The sequence below is a fragment of the Streptomyces candidus genome, assembly GCF_014207445.1.
GTDB classification, from domain to species: Bacteria; Actinomycetota; Actinomycetes; order Streptomycetales; family Streptomycetaceae; genus Streptomyces; species Streptomyces candidus.
Window position 1 is genome coordinate 327,274 of record NZ_JACHEM010000003.1, and the last position, 15,196, is coordinate 342,469.

A 15,196-nucleotide genomic window follows, 5' to 3' on the forward strand; every position below is an offset into this window, starting at 1 on the left:
AGCGGACTGCGCCGGGGCCTTCCCCGGCCGGAGCGGATGTGCCGGAAGGACGGCCGGGGCCGCCACCCCCCACAGGAGTGACCCCGGCCGTCTGTCCGTACGGGCTGTGCGACGAGCCCGTACTCCGTACTGCGCCGGGGATGCGTTTTCTGTCACACCCCGCTGTGTCAGCAGGTCGTTGCGCGTTGTACAAGTCATGGACGAATCGCCCGTTGACGTCGTAGCGTGCACATTCGCGCTGGGGTGGTGCGCCAGGGAGACCAGCATCGACTGGGGACAGGTTGAGATAGTGCTGGGGGACGACGCGGAGCTGACCGCCGCGGTGCTCGCGGCGCAGGACGGGAACGAGCAGGCCTTCCGGACTGTGTACCGCGCCGTGCATCCACGGCTTTTGGGCTACATACGCACACTGGTCGGCGAGCCGGAGGCCGAGGACGTCGCATCCGAGGCGTGGTTGCAGATAGCGCGCGACCTGCACCGGTTCAGCGGCGACGCCGACCGGTTCAGGGGCTGGGCCGCGCGCATCGGCCGCAACCGGGCGCTCGACCACATCCGGATGCGGGGCCGCCGCCCCGCCATCGGCGGCGACGACACCGAACTCACTGAGAAACCGGCCGAATCGGACACCGTGGGCGAGGCGATGGAGTCCCTGGCCACCCACGACACGATGGCGCTCATCGCCCAGCTTCCGCAGGACCAGGCGGAGGCGGTGGTGCTGCGCGTGGTGGTCGGACTCGACGCGAAGAGCGCGGCGCAGACGCTCGGCAAACGGCCGGGCGCGGTGCGCACCGCCGCGCACCGGGGGCTGAAGCGGCTCGCGGAACTCCTGGGCGGCCAGGACGGGCAGCCGGCGGGCGGACCGCCCGCCGGGGCTGCGGCGGAGGGGCGGGCGGAGGGGGGCGGTACGTCCGTACCATCGCCCGAACTGGAAGGTGTACCGCTGCAACGGGGCCGGCGTCCGGCCGCGGTGGCGGGGCCGGCGCGCGGTGCGCACGGGGGCAAGGGTGTGACGCAATCGCGCGCGCGGACGCAGAAGGACATGTGATGGCCGACGAGCGCTACGAGTGGCTTGACGAGGACGTGGCGGAACGTCTGCTGCGCGGCGAGGCAGGCCACGCGGACGGTGCGGACGGCGCTGGTGACGCGCCTCACGCCGGGAGTGCGGGCGGCGCCGCAAGCGCGCGTCGTACCGACGGCGGGGATCGTGCCGCAGGCGCGGGCAGTGCCACGGGTGCGGGTCCGCAGGGCCGGACCGGCGGTGCGGCGGGTCGTGCGCAGGCCGGGGGCGCCGAGGCCGAGCGGCTTGCCGAGGCGCTTGCCGTGCTGCGCTCCGGGGCAGGCCTCGCAGGGTCGGGCAGCACGGCCGACGGTACGACCGGTAGCGGTGAACTCCCGGGCGAAGCAGCCGCGTTGGCCGCGTTCCGGCAGTCCAGGGCCGGTACCGCGCCGGCCCGTCGGCGTTCCCGCTGGGCGCGGCCGATGCGGATAGGCGTGGTGTCGGCACTCGCGGCCGGTGCGCTGGGAGGGGTGGCCGTCGCCGCCGGGGTGGGCGTCCTGCCGTCGCCGTTCCCGTTCGGCGGCCCCGAGCCCGCCTCCTCCGTCTCCGCGGCGGCGGATCCCGAGGAAACGGAATCCACCGACAACGATCCGCACCCCCGGCCGGACACCGATCCGGAACGCCCCGGACAGCCCGGCGGCAGCTCCGCCGACCCCCGTCGCGACAACGCGCCGGCCGGTACGGAAGCGAGCGCCGGGGTGTCCGGCGGAGGCTCCGACGCGGGAGGCGCGCACGGCGCGACCGACGGCGCGGGCACCGGCCCGGCCACCGGCGGGCCCGGCTCGTCCGACTCCTCCGGTGCGGACGGTGCCTCGGGCGCGTCCGACTCGGCCGGGGCGTCCGGCTCCTCGGACGCCGGGCAGCCCAACGCCTCCGACGGGCGGGGCAGGCCGTCGGGCGACCGGCGGCAGCACGCGGTCAAGGCCTGCCGGGACTACCGGGCCAACCGCCTGCCGGACAACCTCCGGACGTTTTTGGAGGCCGAGGCCAGGGGCGCCGGCCGCATCACCCGCTTCTGCGACGACCTGCTGGGCGGAAAGGGCAACGGCACCCGCCCCGCCCCCAGGCCGCCCCGTGGCGACGGCCAGGACAACGGGAACCAGGGCGGCGGAAACGGAAGCGGAAGCGGAAGCGGGGCCGGCGGGCACGCTCCGGACGAGGGAAACGGAAGCGACGGCAAGGGCAGGGGCGACAGCGGGGACGGCAAGGGCAACGGCCAGCTCGGCAGTGGCCACAGCGCCGCGAAGCGGAGCTCCGTCGTCAACCGCAGCTCCGCCGTCCTTCAGGGTTTCGACGAGAGCGCCCCGACGCCTCGGCGCGCACAGGCGGAGTCCGCCGCGCATGTGCCGTCCGTACCGCTCGCGGGCCCCTCGCGCGCACGGGTGTGACACTTTTCGGCGCGACGGCGCAGTACTGAGTGAGCCGACTGGTCATCGGCTGCGCACGAGCCGGGGTTCCCCCCGTACCTGCGGCTCTGCGCACCTGGCGCGGGCGGGATCCGTTCCCCCGGTCCCGTCCGCGCCTCTTTCTCCCTTCCCCTTCGCCCGGCCATCGGAGGCCGATCGCCGATGGGTCCCCTTCGCGCCGCCTCCGGGCGGGCGTGCGCCCACCGTCATGTGCAGGGTTGACACCCTCGAACGGCCGGGCTGTAATGAGCGCCGTGCAGCGCGGCGCCGGCCACAGAGAAGTGGGCAGGCCGGCAACCGAGCCAGCACCTTCACCCCAAGGGGCCCGTGTGATGAGTACCTGCTCCGCACCCCGTATCTGAGGCGTCCGGCAGCTCTGCGCCGCCCGCTTTTCCCTCTCCTCTCCTCTGCTCCGTGCCGCACGAGCGCGCGTCGCGCCTCGCTTGCCGCGGAGTTCACCCACACCTGTTCAGGAGTGTCGACACCTCATGTCGTCCGCAGCATCCGAATCCCCCTCCGCGTTCGCGTCCGTCACGTCCGAGACCGGACCCGCCTCCTTCAACCAGTGGGTCATCGACGAGTTCCGCGCCAACGGCGGCACGGTGGGCGGCCCCTTCGAAGGCGCCGACCTGCTCCTGCTGACCACCACCGGCGCGAAGTCCGGCACACCGCACACCGTCCCGCTCGGCCATGTGACCGACACGGACGGCCGGCTGCTCATCGTTGCCTCCCACCTCGGCTCGCCACGCCACCCCGCCTGGTACCACAACGTGCTCGCCCACCCCGCCGTGCAAGTGGAGGTCGGCAGGAGGTCCTACGACGCGGTGGCCGTGCCCGCGGAGGGCGAGCACCGCGACCGCCTCTTCGAGCGGGTGGTCAGCGCCGAGCCCGGCTACGCCGAGTACCAGGCGCAGACCACCCGCACCCTTCCCGTGGTCGTCCTGGAGCCCACCGCATACGGCCCGCCCGCCCCCGGCGGCGGTCCCCGCCCGGTCCTGACCGTCGGCGACAAGCTCCTCGAAATCCACCTCTGGCTGCGCGGCCAGCTCCAGCGCGTACAAGCCGACGCCGAAGCCCACTTCGCGGCGGCACGGACGGCTCCCGGCGCTCCCACCCTCCCCGGTCTGGGCCTCCAGATCCGCCAGCACTGCCTGGCGTTCTGCGAGACCCTCGACTTCCACCACAGGAGCGAGGACGCGGCCGTCCTCCCGCAGATCGAGCTCCACCACCCCCACCTCGCGGAAGCGATCGGCCGGCTGCGCGAGGAACACCGCAAGGTGGCCGCCCTCAAGTCCCGGCTCGTCGCCCACCTCGACGCCTTCACAACAGCCGACCCTGCGGTCTTCCTCGCCGAACTCAGCGTGATCGCAGACGAGTTGACGGCCCACATGGACTACGAGGAGTCCGTCGTCCTCCCGGTCCTGTCCGAGATCCCCCTGCCCTCGGGTCCGCCCCCGACCGCCGCGTAGTCCCGGAGGAACGGGACCGCGGGCAGGCGGATACGTCTCGTGGCGAGGGGCAGACGGGGGGCGGGTGGCGGAACGGGCGCGCAGGGGGCGAGAGCGGTGGACGGAATCCGGACGACGGTGCCGCACCGGGTGCCAAAGGTCGTGACCACGCTCGATGTCCCCACGCACCTGCCGCCGCACGCGGACGGCCACCCCCGGTGAGCCGGGAGGGTGCGGACCTCCCGCGTGCGGTTCTACGGACCCTCGGCCTCTTTACGCCGCTGTTCTCCTGCGCCCTGCTGGCGCAGGTGCTTGTCCGGGTGGACTGGAGCCCCTGGGTGAAGGGCTGGGCGTACGCGGGACTCGCCGTGCTGGTGGGCGCGCTGACCTGGCTGCGCTGGAAACGGCACGGGCCGCCGGTGGGTCTCGACGAGGTCCGCGCGCGGTACGAGACGTGGGACGCCCCCAGCGGCGAGCGGCGCGACCGGGTGCGTCTCGTGGTGCCGGTCCGCGAGGCGAGCGGCCGGCTGCCGTACGTGATGCTCCCGGCCGGCCACTACCTGGCCTGTACGAGCCACACGGTCACCGCCTTCTCGTACGACGCGAAGAAGGCGGCCTGTACAGCCCGGCTGTGGACCGCGGATTGCGCCCATGTCTCGTACCGCGACGGCCGCCTCGTGGTGAGCGACGCGGCCGGCCGGGAGCGGCACCGCCTGGTGGTCGCCCCGGGGCTCGGCGGCGACGTCGACTACTGGCACCGGACGTGATCACCGGAGCCGGCGGACCGACGGGGAAGCCGGGCTTCACGGGGCGAGCCGGCCCGCCTCGTGCGTGAGGGCCGGGCGTGCGGGCGGCTGCGACGCGTGGGCGTGCAGCAGTACGAGCTGGAGGACCAGCGCGACGGCCGCGAGGATCACGTGCCGGCGCGGGAGTCGGGTGACCATGGCGGAATTCCTCTCCCGGGTGGGCGGGCAGTACGGCAGCCGGCCCGGTTTGCCGCGAGACGGGCCGATGAGCCGGCGAGGAGAGGAAGGTAGGCCGGGAAACGGGCGCGCGGCGTCACACCACGGGCCCGATTCCGCTGTCGTACTCCGGTACGAGGACGGCGACCCGGTTTCCGCCTGTGTGGAGGGAGGGAGGGACGGCTCGGCGACACGACGGGGCATCGTGCACGTCCTCGGCGTCAAGCCGTGAGCCTGCGGACCCTGCGGGCCATCCTCCGCACGGTCGCGTTGCGCGGTACGAAGGCCAGGCGCTGCGGCAGGCCGCCGGGCAGCCCGAGCGCGGTGAGCCGCCGTCGCTTGAAGTAGCGCCGGTGCGAGTGAGCGCGCAAGTAGCGCTCCGCGTGCGGCCGTTGGGCGGGCAGAAGCTGCGGCTGCATCGCGTACCCGACGGCCGCCACGAGTGCCGTCGGGTCGGCCGGGGGCGCGGCGGGGGAAGCCTCCTCCAGGTCCGGGAGCAGTGCGTCGGCCAGTGTCACCGGGATGCGGTTGCTGTTCTCGTACGGGGTGAGGCGTTCGAGCAGCAGTTCGGTGCCGACGCGTGCGGTCGGGATCCCGTACAGCGCGTGCGCCGTGAACAGGGCCGTCGAGAAGCAGCCGACCACCAGAGCCGGGCGCAGTCGGCGGAAGAGGACCTCCGCAAGCAACGGAGTGTCGAATACCAGGAGTTCGGCGCCCAGCTCGGCCGCCTCCCGCTCCAGCCGCGACGACCAGCGGGACGGCGCCGACGGGTGCGGCTTGAACACCACGCGCTTGTGCCCCCGCCGCACCGCGCCCCGCAGCATCCGGATGTGCAGGTCCTCTTCCTCCTCCGGAGTGAGGATGGCGAGGGCGGAGAGGTACTGGCCGAGCAGGAGCGCGGGCCGCTCGTCGAAGTCGCCGACGGCCAAGTCCGCTTCGGCGTCGCAGAGTTCCGACAGGACGTCCAGGAAGGCGTCCGTCGGTACGAGGGCGGGCCGCACCCCGAACTCGCTCAGCAGCAGCGGCCTCAGGTCCGGCACCAGGTCCAGGTGGAGGAGACGACGGACCCGGCCCCCGATCAGCGGGTCCAGCTTGTTGCGGGTGGGCCCGTAGCTCATCAGGCCGTCCGCGTACACGTCGACGGGCGCGTCCGGGAAGAGCTGGGCGACCGCCTGGGCGGGAGCGACCTGGATCGACTCCAGGACGAGGGAGACGGGTTCGTCGTCCGCGACGCCCCACTCCCTCCTCAACCGCCGTTCCCACAGCGGCACGTCGTCGGCGCGGGGCGTCCAGCCGCTCGGGTGCAGCGGGGCGATCGCCTCGTTCCAGTCGCGCACGTCGTCGAAGCGGGTACGGAGCCGGGCGAAGCCGGGGGACTGCGTCAGGGGCGGCGTGGTCTCCGGGACGGCCGCGTTGTTGCTGGCCAGGAGGATGCGGCGGGCGGCGGGCGGGAAGCAGCCGCTGTCGATGGCGGCGGCGAGCGTCGCGGTCCCGTACAGGGTGGACGCGAGGAAGATCTGCGTCGCGGGTGCGGAACCGGTCGGCACGGGACGGCTCGATGCCGATCCGGTCGCCGTCGCGGCACCCGTCGTGCGGTCGGTCGCGGTGGGGCCGGACATCGAGGAACCGGCTGCCGTGGGGTCCGGCGCGGAGTCGGTCGTACGGGACATCAGGCCGCCACCCCCGAAAGGCCCCGCCGCAGCCGACGCAGACGCCCCGCGCGCTGTGCGTCCATCGAGTTCAGTGCCTCCGTCAGGACGTCCTGCGGCATCCGCCGCAGGGCCGCCGCGCTCATCGCCCGCAATTGTCTCGCCACCGCCGGTTCGAATCTGTTCGGTTCCGCCGCACTCCCCAAATGGTGGGAGATGATGGCGCAGTACGTCCGTACGGCCTTCGGGAGCAGGGACGACGCGTCCGGGTCGCGTGCCGTTTCCTCCAGTATCTGATCAAAGGCGCGGATGAAATCCAGTTGTCGCACGTCGCCGATCCGGGTGAGCGAGGAGGAAACTCCGCGCCGGTAGAAAATGCCGAGAAGTCCCACTACGGCGAAGGATTCCGCCTCCCGGTGCAGCCGCCAGATCCACGGCCTGTCCTCCGCCGTGCGCAGTCCGTCGGTGAAATGCAGCAGACCGCGGTCCAGCAGGCGCCGGTGGTAGACGCCGGCCCAGGCGAACGCGTAGTCCACGGAGGTGGAGCGGTCGGCGGGCAGTATCGCCGAGCGCGGCGGGACACACTCGCCGCGCCTGCCGTGCGGGACGCGCTGCACCGACCGGTTGCGGCCGTCGCAGCGCACGTGGTCGGTGCGGACGAAGTCGCAGCCCAAGGAGGAGATGGTGTCGACCAGTTGGGTGAGGTACCCGGGGGCGTACCAGTCGTCCCCGTCCAGGAAGGTCACGTATTGGCCGCGCGCGGCGTCCAGCCCGGTGTTGCGGGCCGTCGCCAGACCGCCGTTGCGTTCGTGTCTGAGCAGGACCGCACCGGGCAGGTCGCGTTCCGCGCGGTTGAGGAGCTCCGGGGTCTCGTCCGTCGAGCAGTCGTCGACGAGAAGGAATTCGAAGTCGTCGCGTGCGTTCGCGCGGAGACTTCTCAGGGCATCTGGGGCGTATGTCTGCACGTTGTAGAACGGCACGACGACGGAGAGCTTGACCACCCGCCGGACATTAGGGCGTGGCGGCGGATGCCGGGTGAACTGGCCGTGTCGCAAAGGTGAATCGCAATCTTTTCCCGGTGTCCCGTCCGTCCGTCGACTGCTGTTAACCGTCTGTTGCTGTCGAGTTGGGCCGGGAAACGGAACCGGTCTCTAATTTTTTCCTCGTGCCAGCAGAAACAAGCAGCCGCAAAACGCTGCGGGTCGCCGTACTCGCAGACTCGGACACCCGATGGAAATGGGGAGCACTCACGGCGCGGCGGATTGCCGGGGACATTTCCGGCGCCGACGCGGCGATCACCGGATTCCTGCTGCGGGGACGCGCGACTCCGACCGCCCGCCAGCTCGGCGAGGTCGGCGCGGGCCTGCCCGCGCCCCGTGAGGTGACGGGGACCGAGTTCCTCGGCCTGGTGCGCGGCGGGCCGTACGACGTGATCGTCCTCGCTCTCGTCGGTGGTTCCGTACAGGCCCTGCTGCACGGTCTCGCCCGGCTCTGGCCGCAGCCGGCCCGCCGCCCGGTCCTCGTCACCGGGTACGTGGGCGTCGTCTACGAGAAGCTCGCCGACGGTCTCCTGCTGCGTCACGGCGCCGACCTCGTCCTCGCCAACTCGCCGTACGACGAGGAGAGGTTCAGGGCGGTGTACGAAGGTGTCGGCGCCGACGCGTCCTGCGTGACCCGGGCCGCCCTGCCCTTCCTGGGCGGGACGCCCTACGGCGGTGTCGCCGACACGGTCGTCTTCGCGGCCCAGCCCTCGGTGCCCGAGCGGCGGGCGGACCGGACGTACCTGCTGCGGCGGCTCGTCGGGCATGCCCGCCTCCACCCGGACCGCGAGGTCGTCCTCAAGCTGCGCAGCAAGCCGGGCGAACACACCACGCACATCGAGGAGCTGCCCTACCAGCGGCTCGTGCGGGACCTGGCACCGCCGCCCAACTTCCGTCTGGCATACGGGCACATGGGTGACGTGCTGGACCGGACCGGGCTGCTGGTCACCGTCAGTTCCACCGCCGCGCTGGAGTCCCTGCACCGGGGGATCCCGACGGCGGTGCTGACAGACCTGGGCGTACGCGAACCCCTCGGCAACCACCACTTCCTCGGCTCTGGCTGCCTCACCTCGTGGGACCGGCTGGACGCCGGGCACCGGCCGGAGGCCGACGAGCAGTGGCTGGTGCGGCACGGGGTGCGGACGCCGGGGGACCCCTACGACGCCGTGCGGGCGAAGCTCGCCGCTCTCCTCGCACAGCCCCGGCTCGCGCCCCCGGCCCCGTACTACACCGCCGGGACCGCCACCGGCTACCTCCCCGGCATTCTCGCCCGCCACCGCCTCGACGAGGCTCCGCCCGAGCGCGGCAGCGGCGTGCGGCAGGCCGTGCGCCACGCGGTGCGGGAGGCGGCCCGGGGGGCGTACCGGCACGGGGTGCAGCGAGTGGCACCGGTCATCCGACGTATGGGAGAACTCTGATGGAACGCGCGCGACGGGTCCTGGCGGTGATCCCCGCCAGGGGAGGCTCCAAGGGCGTCCCCGGCAAGAACCTGGCGCCGGTGGGCGGCGTACCCCTGGTCGTACGGGCGGTACGGGCCTGCCTCGCCGCCCGGCACGTCACCGAGGTCGTCGTCTCCACGGACGACGACGCGATAGCCGCGGCCGCGCTGGCGGCGGGAGCCGAAGTGGTCGTCCGGCCGGGCGCGCTGGCCGGGGACACCGCGAGCAGCGAGGCGGCCGTGCTGCACGCCCTGGACGCACTCGACGTGCGGGCCGACGAGCCCGGCGTCGTGCTCCTGGTGCAGTGCACGAGCCCCTTCGTGACCGGGGAGGACGTGGACGGGGTCGCCCGTGCGGTCCTCGACGGGGCGGACACGGCGGTGACGGTGGCGGCGTTCCACGGCTTCGTGTGGCGGGAGGAGGACGAGGAACAGGACGCCCCCGGCGCGGCCCCCGCCGTCACGTCCCCGCCCGGCGCGGACAGCGCGGCCTCCGCCGTCACCCCGCGCTCCGGCGCCCGGAAGGGGACCGGGGTCAACCACGACAAGGCCACCCGCCCGCGCCGCCAGGACCGGCCGGAGGACCTGCTGGAGACCGGGGCCGCCTACGCCATGGACGCCACCGGGTTCCGCCGGCACCGGCACCGGTTCTTCGGGCGGACCGCCCTCGTACGGACCGACCCCGCCCGCGTGCTGGAGGTCGACGACCCCCGCGACCTGGACCGGGCCCGTGCGCTCGCGCCGCTCCTCGACACGGCGGCGTACCCCACCCGCGGCGACGTCGACGCCGTCGTCCTCGACTTCGACGGGACGCAGACCGACGACCGGGTGCTCATCGACGCCGAGGGCCGCGAGACGGTCGCCGTGCACCGCGGGGACGGGCTGGGGATCGCCGCGCTGCGGGACGCCGGGATCCCGCTGCTCATCCTGTCCACCGAGCAGAACCCGGTGGTCGCCGCCCGCGCCCGCAAGCTCCGCATCCCCGTCCTGCACGGCGTCGACCGCAAGGACCTCGCGCTCAAGGAGTGGTGCGAGGAACAGTCCGTCGACCCCTCCCGCGTCCTGTACGTCGGCAACGACGTCAACGACCTGCCCTGCTTCGCCCTCGCGGGCTGGCCCGTCGCCGTGGCCGACGCCCACGGCAGCGTCCGTGCCGCCGCCCGCGCCACGACCCGCACCCCCGGCGGCAGCGGAGCCGTCCGCGAGGTCGCCACCTGGCTCCTCGGCCCGGACCTCAACACCCCGACACCCCTCCTGCACACCCCCGAACCCCTCCTCAGCAACCCCACACCCCCGCTCAGCACCCCTGCACCCCACCCCGTGCCCACGGCGCACAGCACTTCCGCACCCCTCCACACCCTTTAAGGACGAGCAAGATGAGCAACGTCAACTCCCGCCTGCGCACCCTCGGCTCCAAGACCGCAGGGCCCGGCCACCCCGTCTACATCACCGGCGAGATCGGCATCAACCACAACGGCGACCTCGACAAGGCCCTGGCCCTGGTCGACGCCGCCGCCGACGCCGGCTGCGACGCCGTGAAGTTCCAGAAGCGCACCCCGGAGATCTGCACCCCGCGCGACCAGTGGGACATCGAGCGCGACACCCCGTGGGGCCGCATGACGTACATCGACTACCGCCACCGCGTGGAGTTCGGCGAGGACGAGTACCGGGCGATCGACGCCCACTGCCGTCAGCGCGGCATCGACTGGTTCGCCTCCCCGTGGGACACCGAGGCCGTCGCCTTCCTGGAGAAGTTCGACGTGCCCGCCCACAAGGTGGCCTCCGCGTCGCTGACCGACGACGAGCTGCTGCGCGAACTGCGCACCACCGGCCGTACCGTCATCCTCTCCACCGGCATGTCCACCCCGGCGCAGATCCGCCACGCGGTCGAGGTGCTGGGCAGCGCCAACATCCTGCTGTGCCACGCCACCTCCACCTACCCGGCCGTGGCCGACGAACTGAACCTGCGGGTGATCAACACCCTCCAGGCCGAGTACCCCAACGTCCCCATCGGCTACAGCGGCCACGAGACCGGCCTCCAGACCACCCTCGCCGCCGTCGCCCTCGGCGCCGCCTTCGTCGAGCGGCACATCACCCTGGACCGCGCCATGTGGGGCTCCGACCAGGCCGCGTCCGTCGAGCCCGGCGGCCTCACCCGCCTCGTCCGCGACATCCGCACGATCGAGGCGTCCCTCGGCGACGGCGTCAAGAGGGTGTACGAGTCGGAGCTCGCGCCGATGCGCAAGCTGCGCCGCGTGCCGGGCGTCGTCGCGCAGGCGGGCACGGACGCCGAGACGGCAGCACCGGCGGGGGTCTGACGGCCATGGCCACAGCCAGCAGCGGCGTCCGCCGGGCGGCCCCCCGGGCACCCCGGTCCTCCAGGACACCCGGCACCCTCGCCTTCGTCGAGAGCCCCGTCCAGCTCCTCAACGTCCTGGAGTGGGCGCACACCACCACGTACGACATGACCGACGTGATGGTCGTCGTCCTCTCGCCCGTCGACCCCATGTCCCGCGGCCAGCTCCGCCGGATGGCCGAGCTGGCCCGCGACGAGGGATGCGAGGTGCGCTGGGAGGACGCCAGGGACGGGGCGGGGGCGCCGCTGCGCACCGTCGGCGGACTGGCCGGCGCACTCCGCAGGGCGGACCGGGTCGTCATAGGGGATCCCTTCTCCCGCTACGTGCAACTGCTGCTGACCTTCGTACGGGCGCCCGCGCTGGTGGTCGTCGACGACGGAACGGCCACCATGGAGTTCGCCGGGCAGCTGGCGCGCGGGGAACGCCTGGTGCGCTGGCACCGGCGCGGCGGCCGGCCGGGGGCGCGCGAGCTCCTCCTCGCCCCCGTCACCACCTCCGCCCGCCGCCGCCTCGCCCCGACGCCCCGGCGCTCCGTGGAACTCTTCACCGCGATGCCCGTCGACGAGGCCCTGCTCGCCGAGGCGCTGCCCGGCATCACCGTCACCGCCAACGAGCTCACCTGGACCCGTTCCCGGTTCGGCCCGCCGCGCATCACCCGCAGCGCCGACCTGGTCGGCACCTCGCTGGTGGAGACGGGTGTGCTGGACCCCGACCACTACCTGCGCGCGGTCCGTTCCCTCACCCGGGGGCACGGGGCCACCCGGTACTTCGCCCACCGACGCGAGAGCTCCGACAAGCTGCACCGGCTGGCCGTCGAGACGGGACTGGAGGTGGTACGCCCGGATCTTCCCCTGGAAGTGATAGCCCGCCGCGGCCCCATCGGGCGTACGATCCTGAGCTTCCCCTCCACTGTCGTACACACGCTCCCGAAGGCACTCGTGGGAACGGATGTGAAAGTCGCGGTGTGTGACATCGACCCCGCATGGCTTTCGGCCAATGCCTCGCCGCGCGCCCCCGGATTCCTCGCCGGAGTCGCCACCACCGCCCGTGACGTGCGGAAACTCCGGGTTCTGCCGGTGACGTAGCGCGTGGGGCAACCCCCTTTGATACCCGTCTCACATTGCGGGCACACCTCACTTCGCCATTTTTCTTACACCTATCGGGCGGAAGTTTTGTTGATGGGTAGGCAGTTGGGGGTGGAGTGCGCCTACCGTTGACGGGGTGAACCAGTTGATCTCCCTCGTGTCCGAAGCCGGTCCCGACGCCGGAGACGATCTCCCCGGCACGCTCTCCGACGAGCTGCGTGCCGAACTGATCGCCTTCCGGCGGGACTTGCACATGCACCCCGAGCTGGGCAACCAGGAGTTCCGCACCACCGCCGCGATCAAGGCCCGCCTGGAGCAGGCCGGACTCGCGCCGCGCGTGCTCGCCTCCGGAACCGGGCTCATCTGCGACATCGGCGAGTGGGACGGCGGGGTGCCGATGCTCGGGATGCGGGCGGACATCGACGCGCTGCCCATTCCGGACGCGAAGGTCGGCGTCCCGTACCGCTCCACCGTCCCGGACCGCGCGCACGCCTGCGGGCACGACGTGCACACGACGGTGGTGCTGGGCGCGGGACTGGTCCTCGCCGAGCTGCACAGGCAGGGCCGGCTGCCACGCCCGGTGCGGCTGCTGTTCCAGCCCGCGGAGGAAGTGCTGCCCGGCGGGGCCGCCGACGCCATCAAGTGCGGAGCGCTGGACGGGGTCGGCAGGATGATCGCCGTGCACTGCGACCCCAAGGTCGACGCGGGGCGTATCGGCCTCCGTACCGGCGCGATCACTTCGGCCTGCGACCGGCTGGAAATCGCCCTTGACGGACCCGGCGGCCACACCGCCCGCCCGCACCTGACCACAGACCTCGTGACGGCCGTGGCCAAGGTGGCCACCGAGGTGCCGGCGGTGATCTCGCGGCGGGTCGACGCCCGCTCCGGGCTGTCCGTGACCTGGGGCCGCATCGAGTCCGGGCACGCCTGCAACGTCATCCCGATGCGGGCCGAGCTGGCGGGCACGGTCCGCTGTCTGGACCTGGACGCTTGGCGCGACGCCCCCGACCTCATCCACGCGGCCGTCGCCGGCATCGCCGACCTGCACGGTGCGAAGTCGCAGATCAACTACATCCGGGGCGTCCCGCCGGTCGTCAACGACCAGGCGGTGGTCGAGCTGATGGCCGAAGCGATGGCCGCCCGCCGCGGCGCGCACTCCATCGAGGACACCGAACAGAGCCTGGGCGGCGAGGACTTCTCCTGGTACCTGGAGCACGTGCCGGGCGCGATGGCCCGTCTCGGCGTCCGCACTCCGGGCGACACCACCAAGCGCGACCTGCACCGCGGCGACTTCGACGCCGACGAGAGCGCGATCACGGTGGGGGTGGAGCTGTTCACCGCGGCTGCGCTGCTGGACGTCCGGGCTTAGCGCCGACCGGCGGGGAAGGGGGCGTTCGCGGTGGCCGGGAGGCGGGCCGGGGGCGCCCCTCCCGCATTTCCTTTGTGTCTTCCTCCAGTAGTAGTCGCTATGTCCGTTGTGAGTATGTACATTGCTTATGTTCGTCGTCCATCGGCGAATCGAACGCGCGTCGATCCGATAACGACTCATGAACGGGTCTTTTACCGGCATCTACGCGCGTTACGATCGCCGCGAAACCAGCGCCGCTCAGAGGCGCTTCGGTCAGGTTGAAGGAGCGTCCCGTGCGCCGGGTATCCAAGATCGCTGCTGCGAGCATCGCCACTGCGGCCCTCGCTTTCACCGCCACCGCGTGTGGCGAGTCCTCCACCGGTAGCTCTTCGAGCTCCGAGAGTGGCGGCAAGCTCAAGATCGGCATGGCCTACGACGTCGGCGGCCGTGGCGACAACTCGTTCAACGACTCCGCCGCGCGCGGCCTGGACAAGGCCAAGGCGGAGCTGGGCGCCGAGACCAAGGAGCTCACCGCGAAGAACGGTGAGACCCCGGCCGACCGCGAGCAGCGCCTGTCCCAGCTCGCCGAGAGCGGCTACAACCCGATCCTGGCCGTCGGTTTCGCGTACAAGGAGTCGGTCGACAAGGTCGCCAAGAAGCACCCGAACGTGACGTTCGGCCTGGTCGACTCGGTCTCCGACGTGAAGAACGTCAACAACATCGTCTTCACCGAGGAGCAGGGCTCCTACCTCGCCGGTGTCGCCGCCGCCCTCAAGTCCAAGAGCGGCGAGGTCGGCTTCATCGGCGCCGTGGACAACCCGCTGATCAAGAAGTTCGCCGCGGGCTTCCAGCAGGGCGCCAAGGAGACGGACTCCAAGGTCGAGGTGACGATCCAGTACCTGGGCACCGGCCAGGACACCTCCGGCTTCTCCAGCCCCGACAAGGGCAAGGCAGCCGCCAAGGGCATGCTCGACAAGGGCATCGACGTCGTCTACACGGCCGCGGGCGGCTCGGGCGCCGGCGCGATCGAGGCGGTGGCGGGCAAGAAGGGCGCCTGGGCGATCGGCGTCGACTCCGACCAGGCCAAGGACCCGTCGCTGTCGAAGTACAAGGCGTCGATCCTCACCTCCGTCGTGAAGAACGTGGACGCGGGCGTCTTCGACCTCGCCAAGTCCGTCAAGGACGGCAAGCCGCGCACCGGTACCACGACCTACTCCCTCGCGGAGAACGGCGTCACGCTGACCACCACGGGTGACCACCTCAAGGACATCCAGGCCAAGCTGGACGAGGCGAAGAAGAAGATCGTGGACGGCGCCATCAAGGTCAAGTCCACCCTCTGATCCGCTCTGCGGAGCCGGGGCCCGAAGAGAAGCTCGCGCTGATCTTCGGGCCCCGCTTCCTGTGCG

At 72.3% G+C, this 15,196-nt stretch carries 13 protein-coding genes; 10 read left to right on the forward strand and 3 right to left on the reverse strand.

The features are described 5' to 3' along the window. Positions 1-289 precede the first annotated feature (289 nt). From HNQ79_RS07475 to HNQ79_RS07490, 4 genes are all read left to right on the forward strand, one after another. Positions 290-1,045, forward strand: coding sequence for an RNA polymerase sigma factor (locus HNQ79_RS07475; protein WP_185028742.1), 756 nt, complete (start codon positions 290-292; stop codon positions 1,043-1,045). Then, positions 1,045-2,445, forward strand: coding sequence for a hypothetical protein (locus HNQ79_RS07480; protein WP_185028242.1), 1,401 nt, complete (start codon positions 1,045-1,047; stop codon positions 2,443-2,445). The genes HNQ79_RS07475 and HNQ79_RS07480 overlap by 1 nt, the downstream gene beginning before the upstream one ends. A gap of 506 nt (positions 2,446-2,951) precedes the next feature. Further along, a complete protein-coding gene (locus HNQ79_RS07485; RefSeq protein WP_185028244.1) occupies positions 2,952-3,932 on the forward strand; it encodes a nitroreductase/quinone reductase family protein in 981 nt (326 codons plus the stop codon). Between the two features lie 197 nt (positions 3,933-4,129). Continuing rightward, positions 4,130-4,678, forward strand: coding sequence for a hypothetical protein (locus HNQ79_RS07490; RefSeq protein ID WP_185028246.1), 549 nt, complete (start codon positions 4,130-4,132; stop codon positions 4,676-4,678). A gap of 36 nt (positions 4,679-4,714) precedes the next feature. On the opposite strand, the gene HNQ79_RS07495 is transcribed toward HNQ79_RS07490, so the two are convergent. The 3 genes from HNQ79_RS07495 to HNQ79_RS07505 all read right to left on the reverse strand — a co-directional run bounded on the left by HNQ79_RS07495 (position 4,715) and on the right by HNQ79_RS07505 (position 7,523). Continuing rightward, positions 4,715-4,855: a hypothetical protein gene (locus HNQ79_RS07495; protein ID WP_185028248.1), complete on the reverse strand. Its 141-nt coding sequence runs from the start codon at positions 4,853-4,855 to the stop codon at positions 4,715-4,717. Between the two features lie 239 nt (positions 4,856-5,094). Next, complete coding sequence (locus tag HNQ79_RS07500) at positions 5,095-6,492, reverse strand: alpha-2,8-polysialyltransferase family protein (RefSeq protein WP_221507509.1); 1,398 nt, start codon at positions 6,490-6,492, stop codon at positions 5,095-5,097. A 50-nt stretch (positions 6,493-6,542) separates the two neighbouring features. Continuing rightward, positions 6,543-7,523, reverse strand: a complete 981-nt coding sequence (locus HNQ79_RS07505; protein ID WP_185028250.1) for a glycosyltransferase family 2 protein — start codon at positions 7,521-7,523, stop codon at positions 6,543-6,545. Between the two features lie 164 nt (positions 7,524-7,687). On the opposite strand from HNQ79_RS07505, the gene HNQ79_RS07510 reads away from it, so the two are divergent. The 6 genes from HNQ79_RS07510 (at position 7,688) to HNQ79_RS07535 (ending at position 15,130) form a co-directional block, all read left to right on the forward strand. Next, on the forward strand, positions 7,688-8,980 hold the full coding sequence (locus tag HNQ79_RS07510) for a DUF6716 putative glycosyltransferase (RefSeq protein WP_185028252.1): 1,293 nt from the start codon (positions 7,688-7,690) through the stop codon (positions 8,978-8,980). Further along, positions 8,980-10,365, forward strand: a complete 1,386-nt coding sequence (locus HNQ79_RS07515) for an acylneuraminate cytidylyltransferase (protein ID WP_185028254.1) — start codon at positions 8,980-8,982, stop codon at positions 10,363-10,365. The genes HNQ79_RS07510 and HNQ79_RS07515 overlap by 1 nt, the downstream gene beginning before the upstream one ends. Before the next feature lie 11 nt (positions 10,366-10,376). After that, on the forward strand, positions 10,377-11,318 hold the full coding sequence (locus tag HNQ79_RS07520) for an N-acetylneuraminate synthase family protein (protein ID WP_185028256.1): 942 nt from the start codon (positions 10,377-10,379) through the stop codon (positions 11,316-11,318). A 5-nt stretch (positions 11,319-11,323) separates the two neighbouring features. After that, positions 11,324-12,442 (forward strand): hypothetical protein, encoded by a 1,119-nt coding sequence (locus HNQ79_RS07525; RefSeq protein WP_185028258.1) that lies wholly within the window; start codon positions 11,324-11,326, stop codon positions 12,440-12,442. 136 nt (positions 12,443-12,578) lie between these two features. Further along, the gene (locus HNQ79_RS07530; protein ID WP_373312509.1) at positions 12,579-13,811 is read left to right on the forward strand and encodes an amidohydrolase; all 1,233 of its coding nucleotides are present in this window, start codon (positions 12,579-12,581) and stop codon (positions 13,809-13,811) included. Positions 13,812-14,083: 272 nt separating this feature from the next. Next, a complete protein-coding gene (locus HNQ79_RS07535; RefSeq protein WP_185028260.1) occupies positions 14,084-15,130 on the forward strand; it encodes a BMP family lipoprotein in 1,047 nt (348 codons plus the stop codon). Positions 15,131-15,196: the final 66 nt, after the last annotated feature.

What these genes read in the sequence shown, in the direction of transcription:
- HNQ79_RS07495 (WP_185028248.1), bottom strand. Translation starts at nt 4,855, where the DNA reads ATGGTCACCCGACTCCCGCGCCGGCACGTGATCCTCGCGGCCGTCGCG.
- HNQ79_RS07500 (WP_221507509.1), bottom strand. Translation starts at nt 6,492, where the DNA reads ATGTCCGGCCCCACCGCGACCGACCGCACGACGGGTGCCGCGACGGCG.
- HNQ79_RS07520 (WP_185028256.1), top strand. Translation starts at nt 10,377, where the DNA reads ATGAGCAACGTCAACTCCCGCCTGCGCACCCTCGGCTCCAAGACCGCA.
- HNQ79_RS07515 (WP_185028254.1), top strand. Translation starts at nt 8,980, where the DNA reads ATGGAACGCGCGCGACGGGTCCTGGCGGTGATCCCCGCCAGGGGAGGC.
- HNQ79_RS07480 (WP_185028242.1), top strand. Translation starts at nt 1,045, where the DNA reads ATGGCCGACGAGCGCTACGAGTGGCTTGACGAGGACGTGGCGGAACGT.
- HNQ79_RS07485 (WP_185028244.1), top strand. Translation starts at nt 2,952, where the DNA reads ATGTCGTCCGCAGCATCCGAATCCCCCTCCGCGTTCGCGTCCGTCACG.
- HNQ79_RS07525 (WP_185028258.1), top strand. Translation starts at nt 11,324, where the DNA reads ATGGCCACAGCCAGCAGCGGCGTCCGCCGGGCGGCCCCCCGGGCACCC.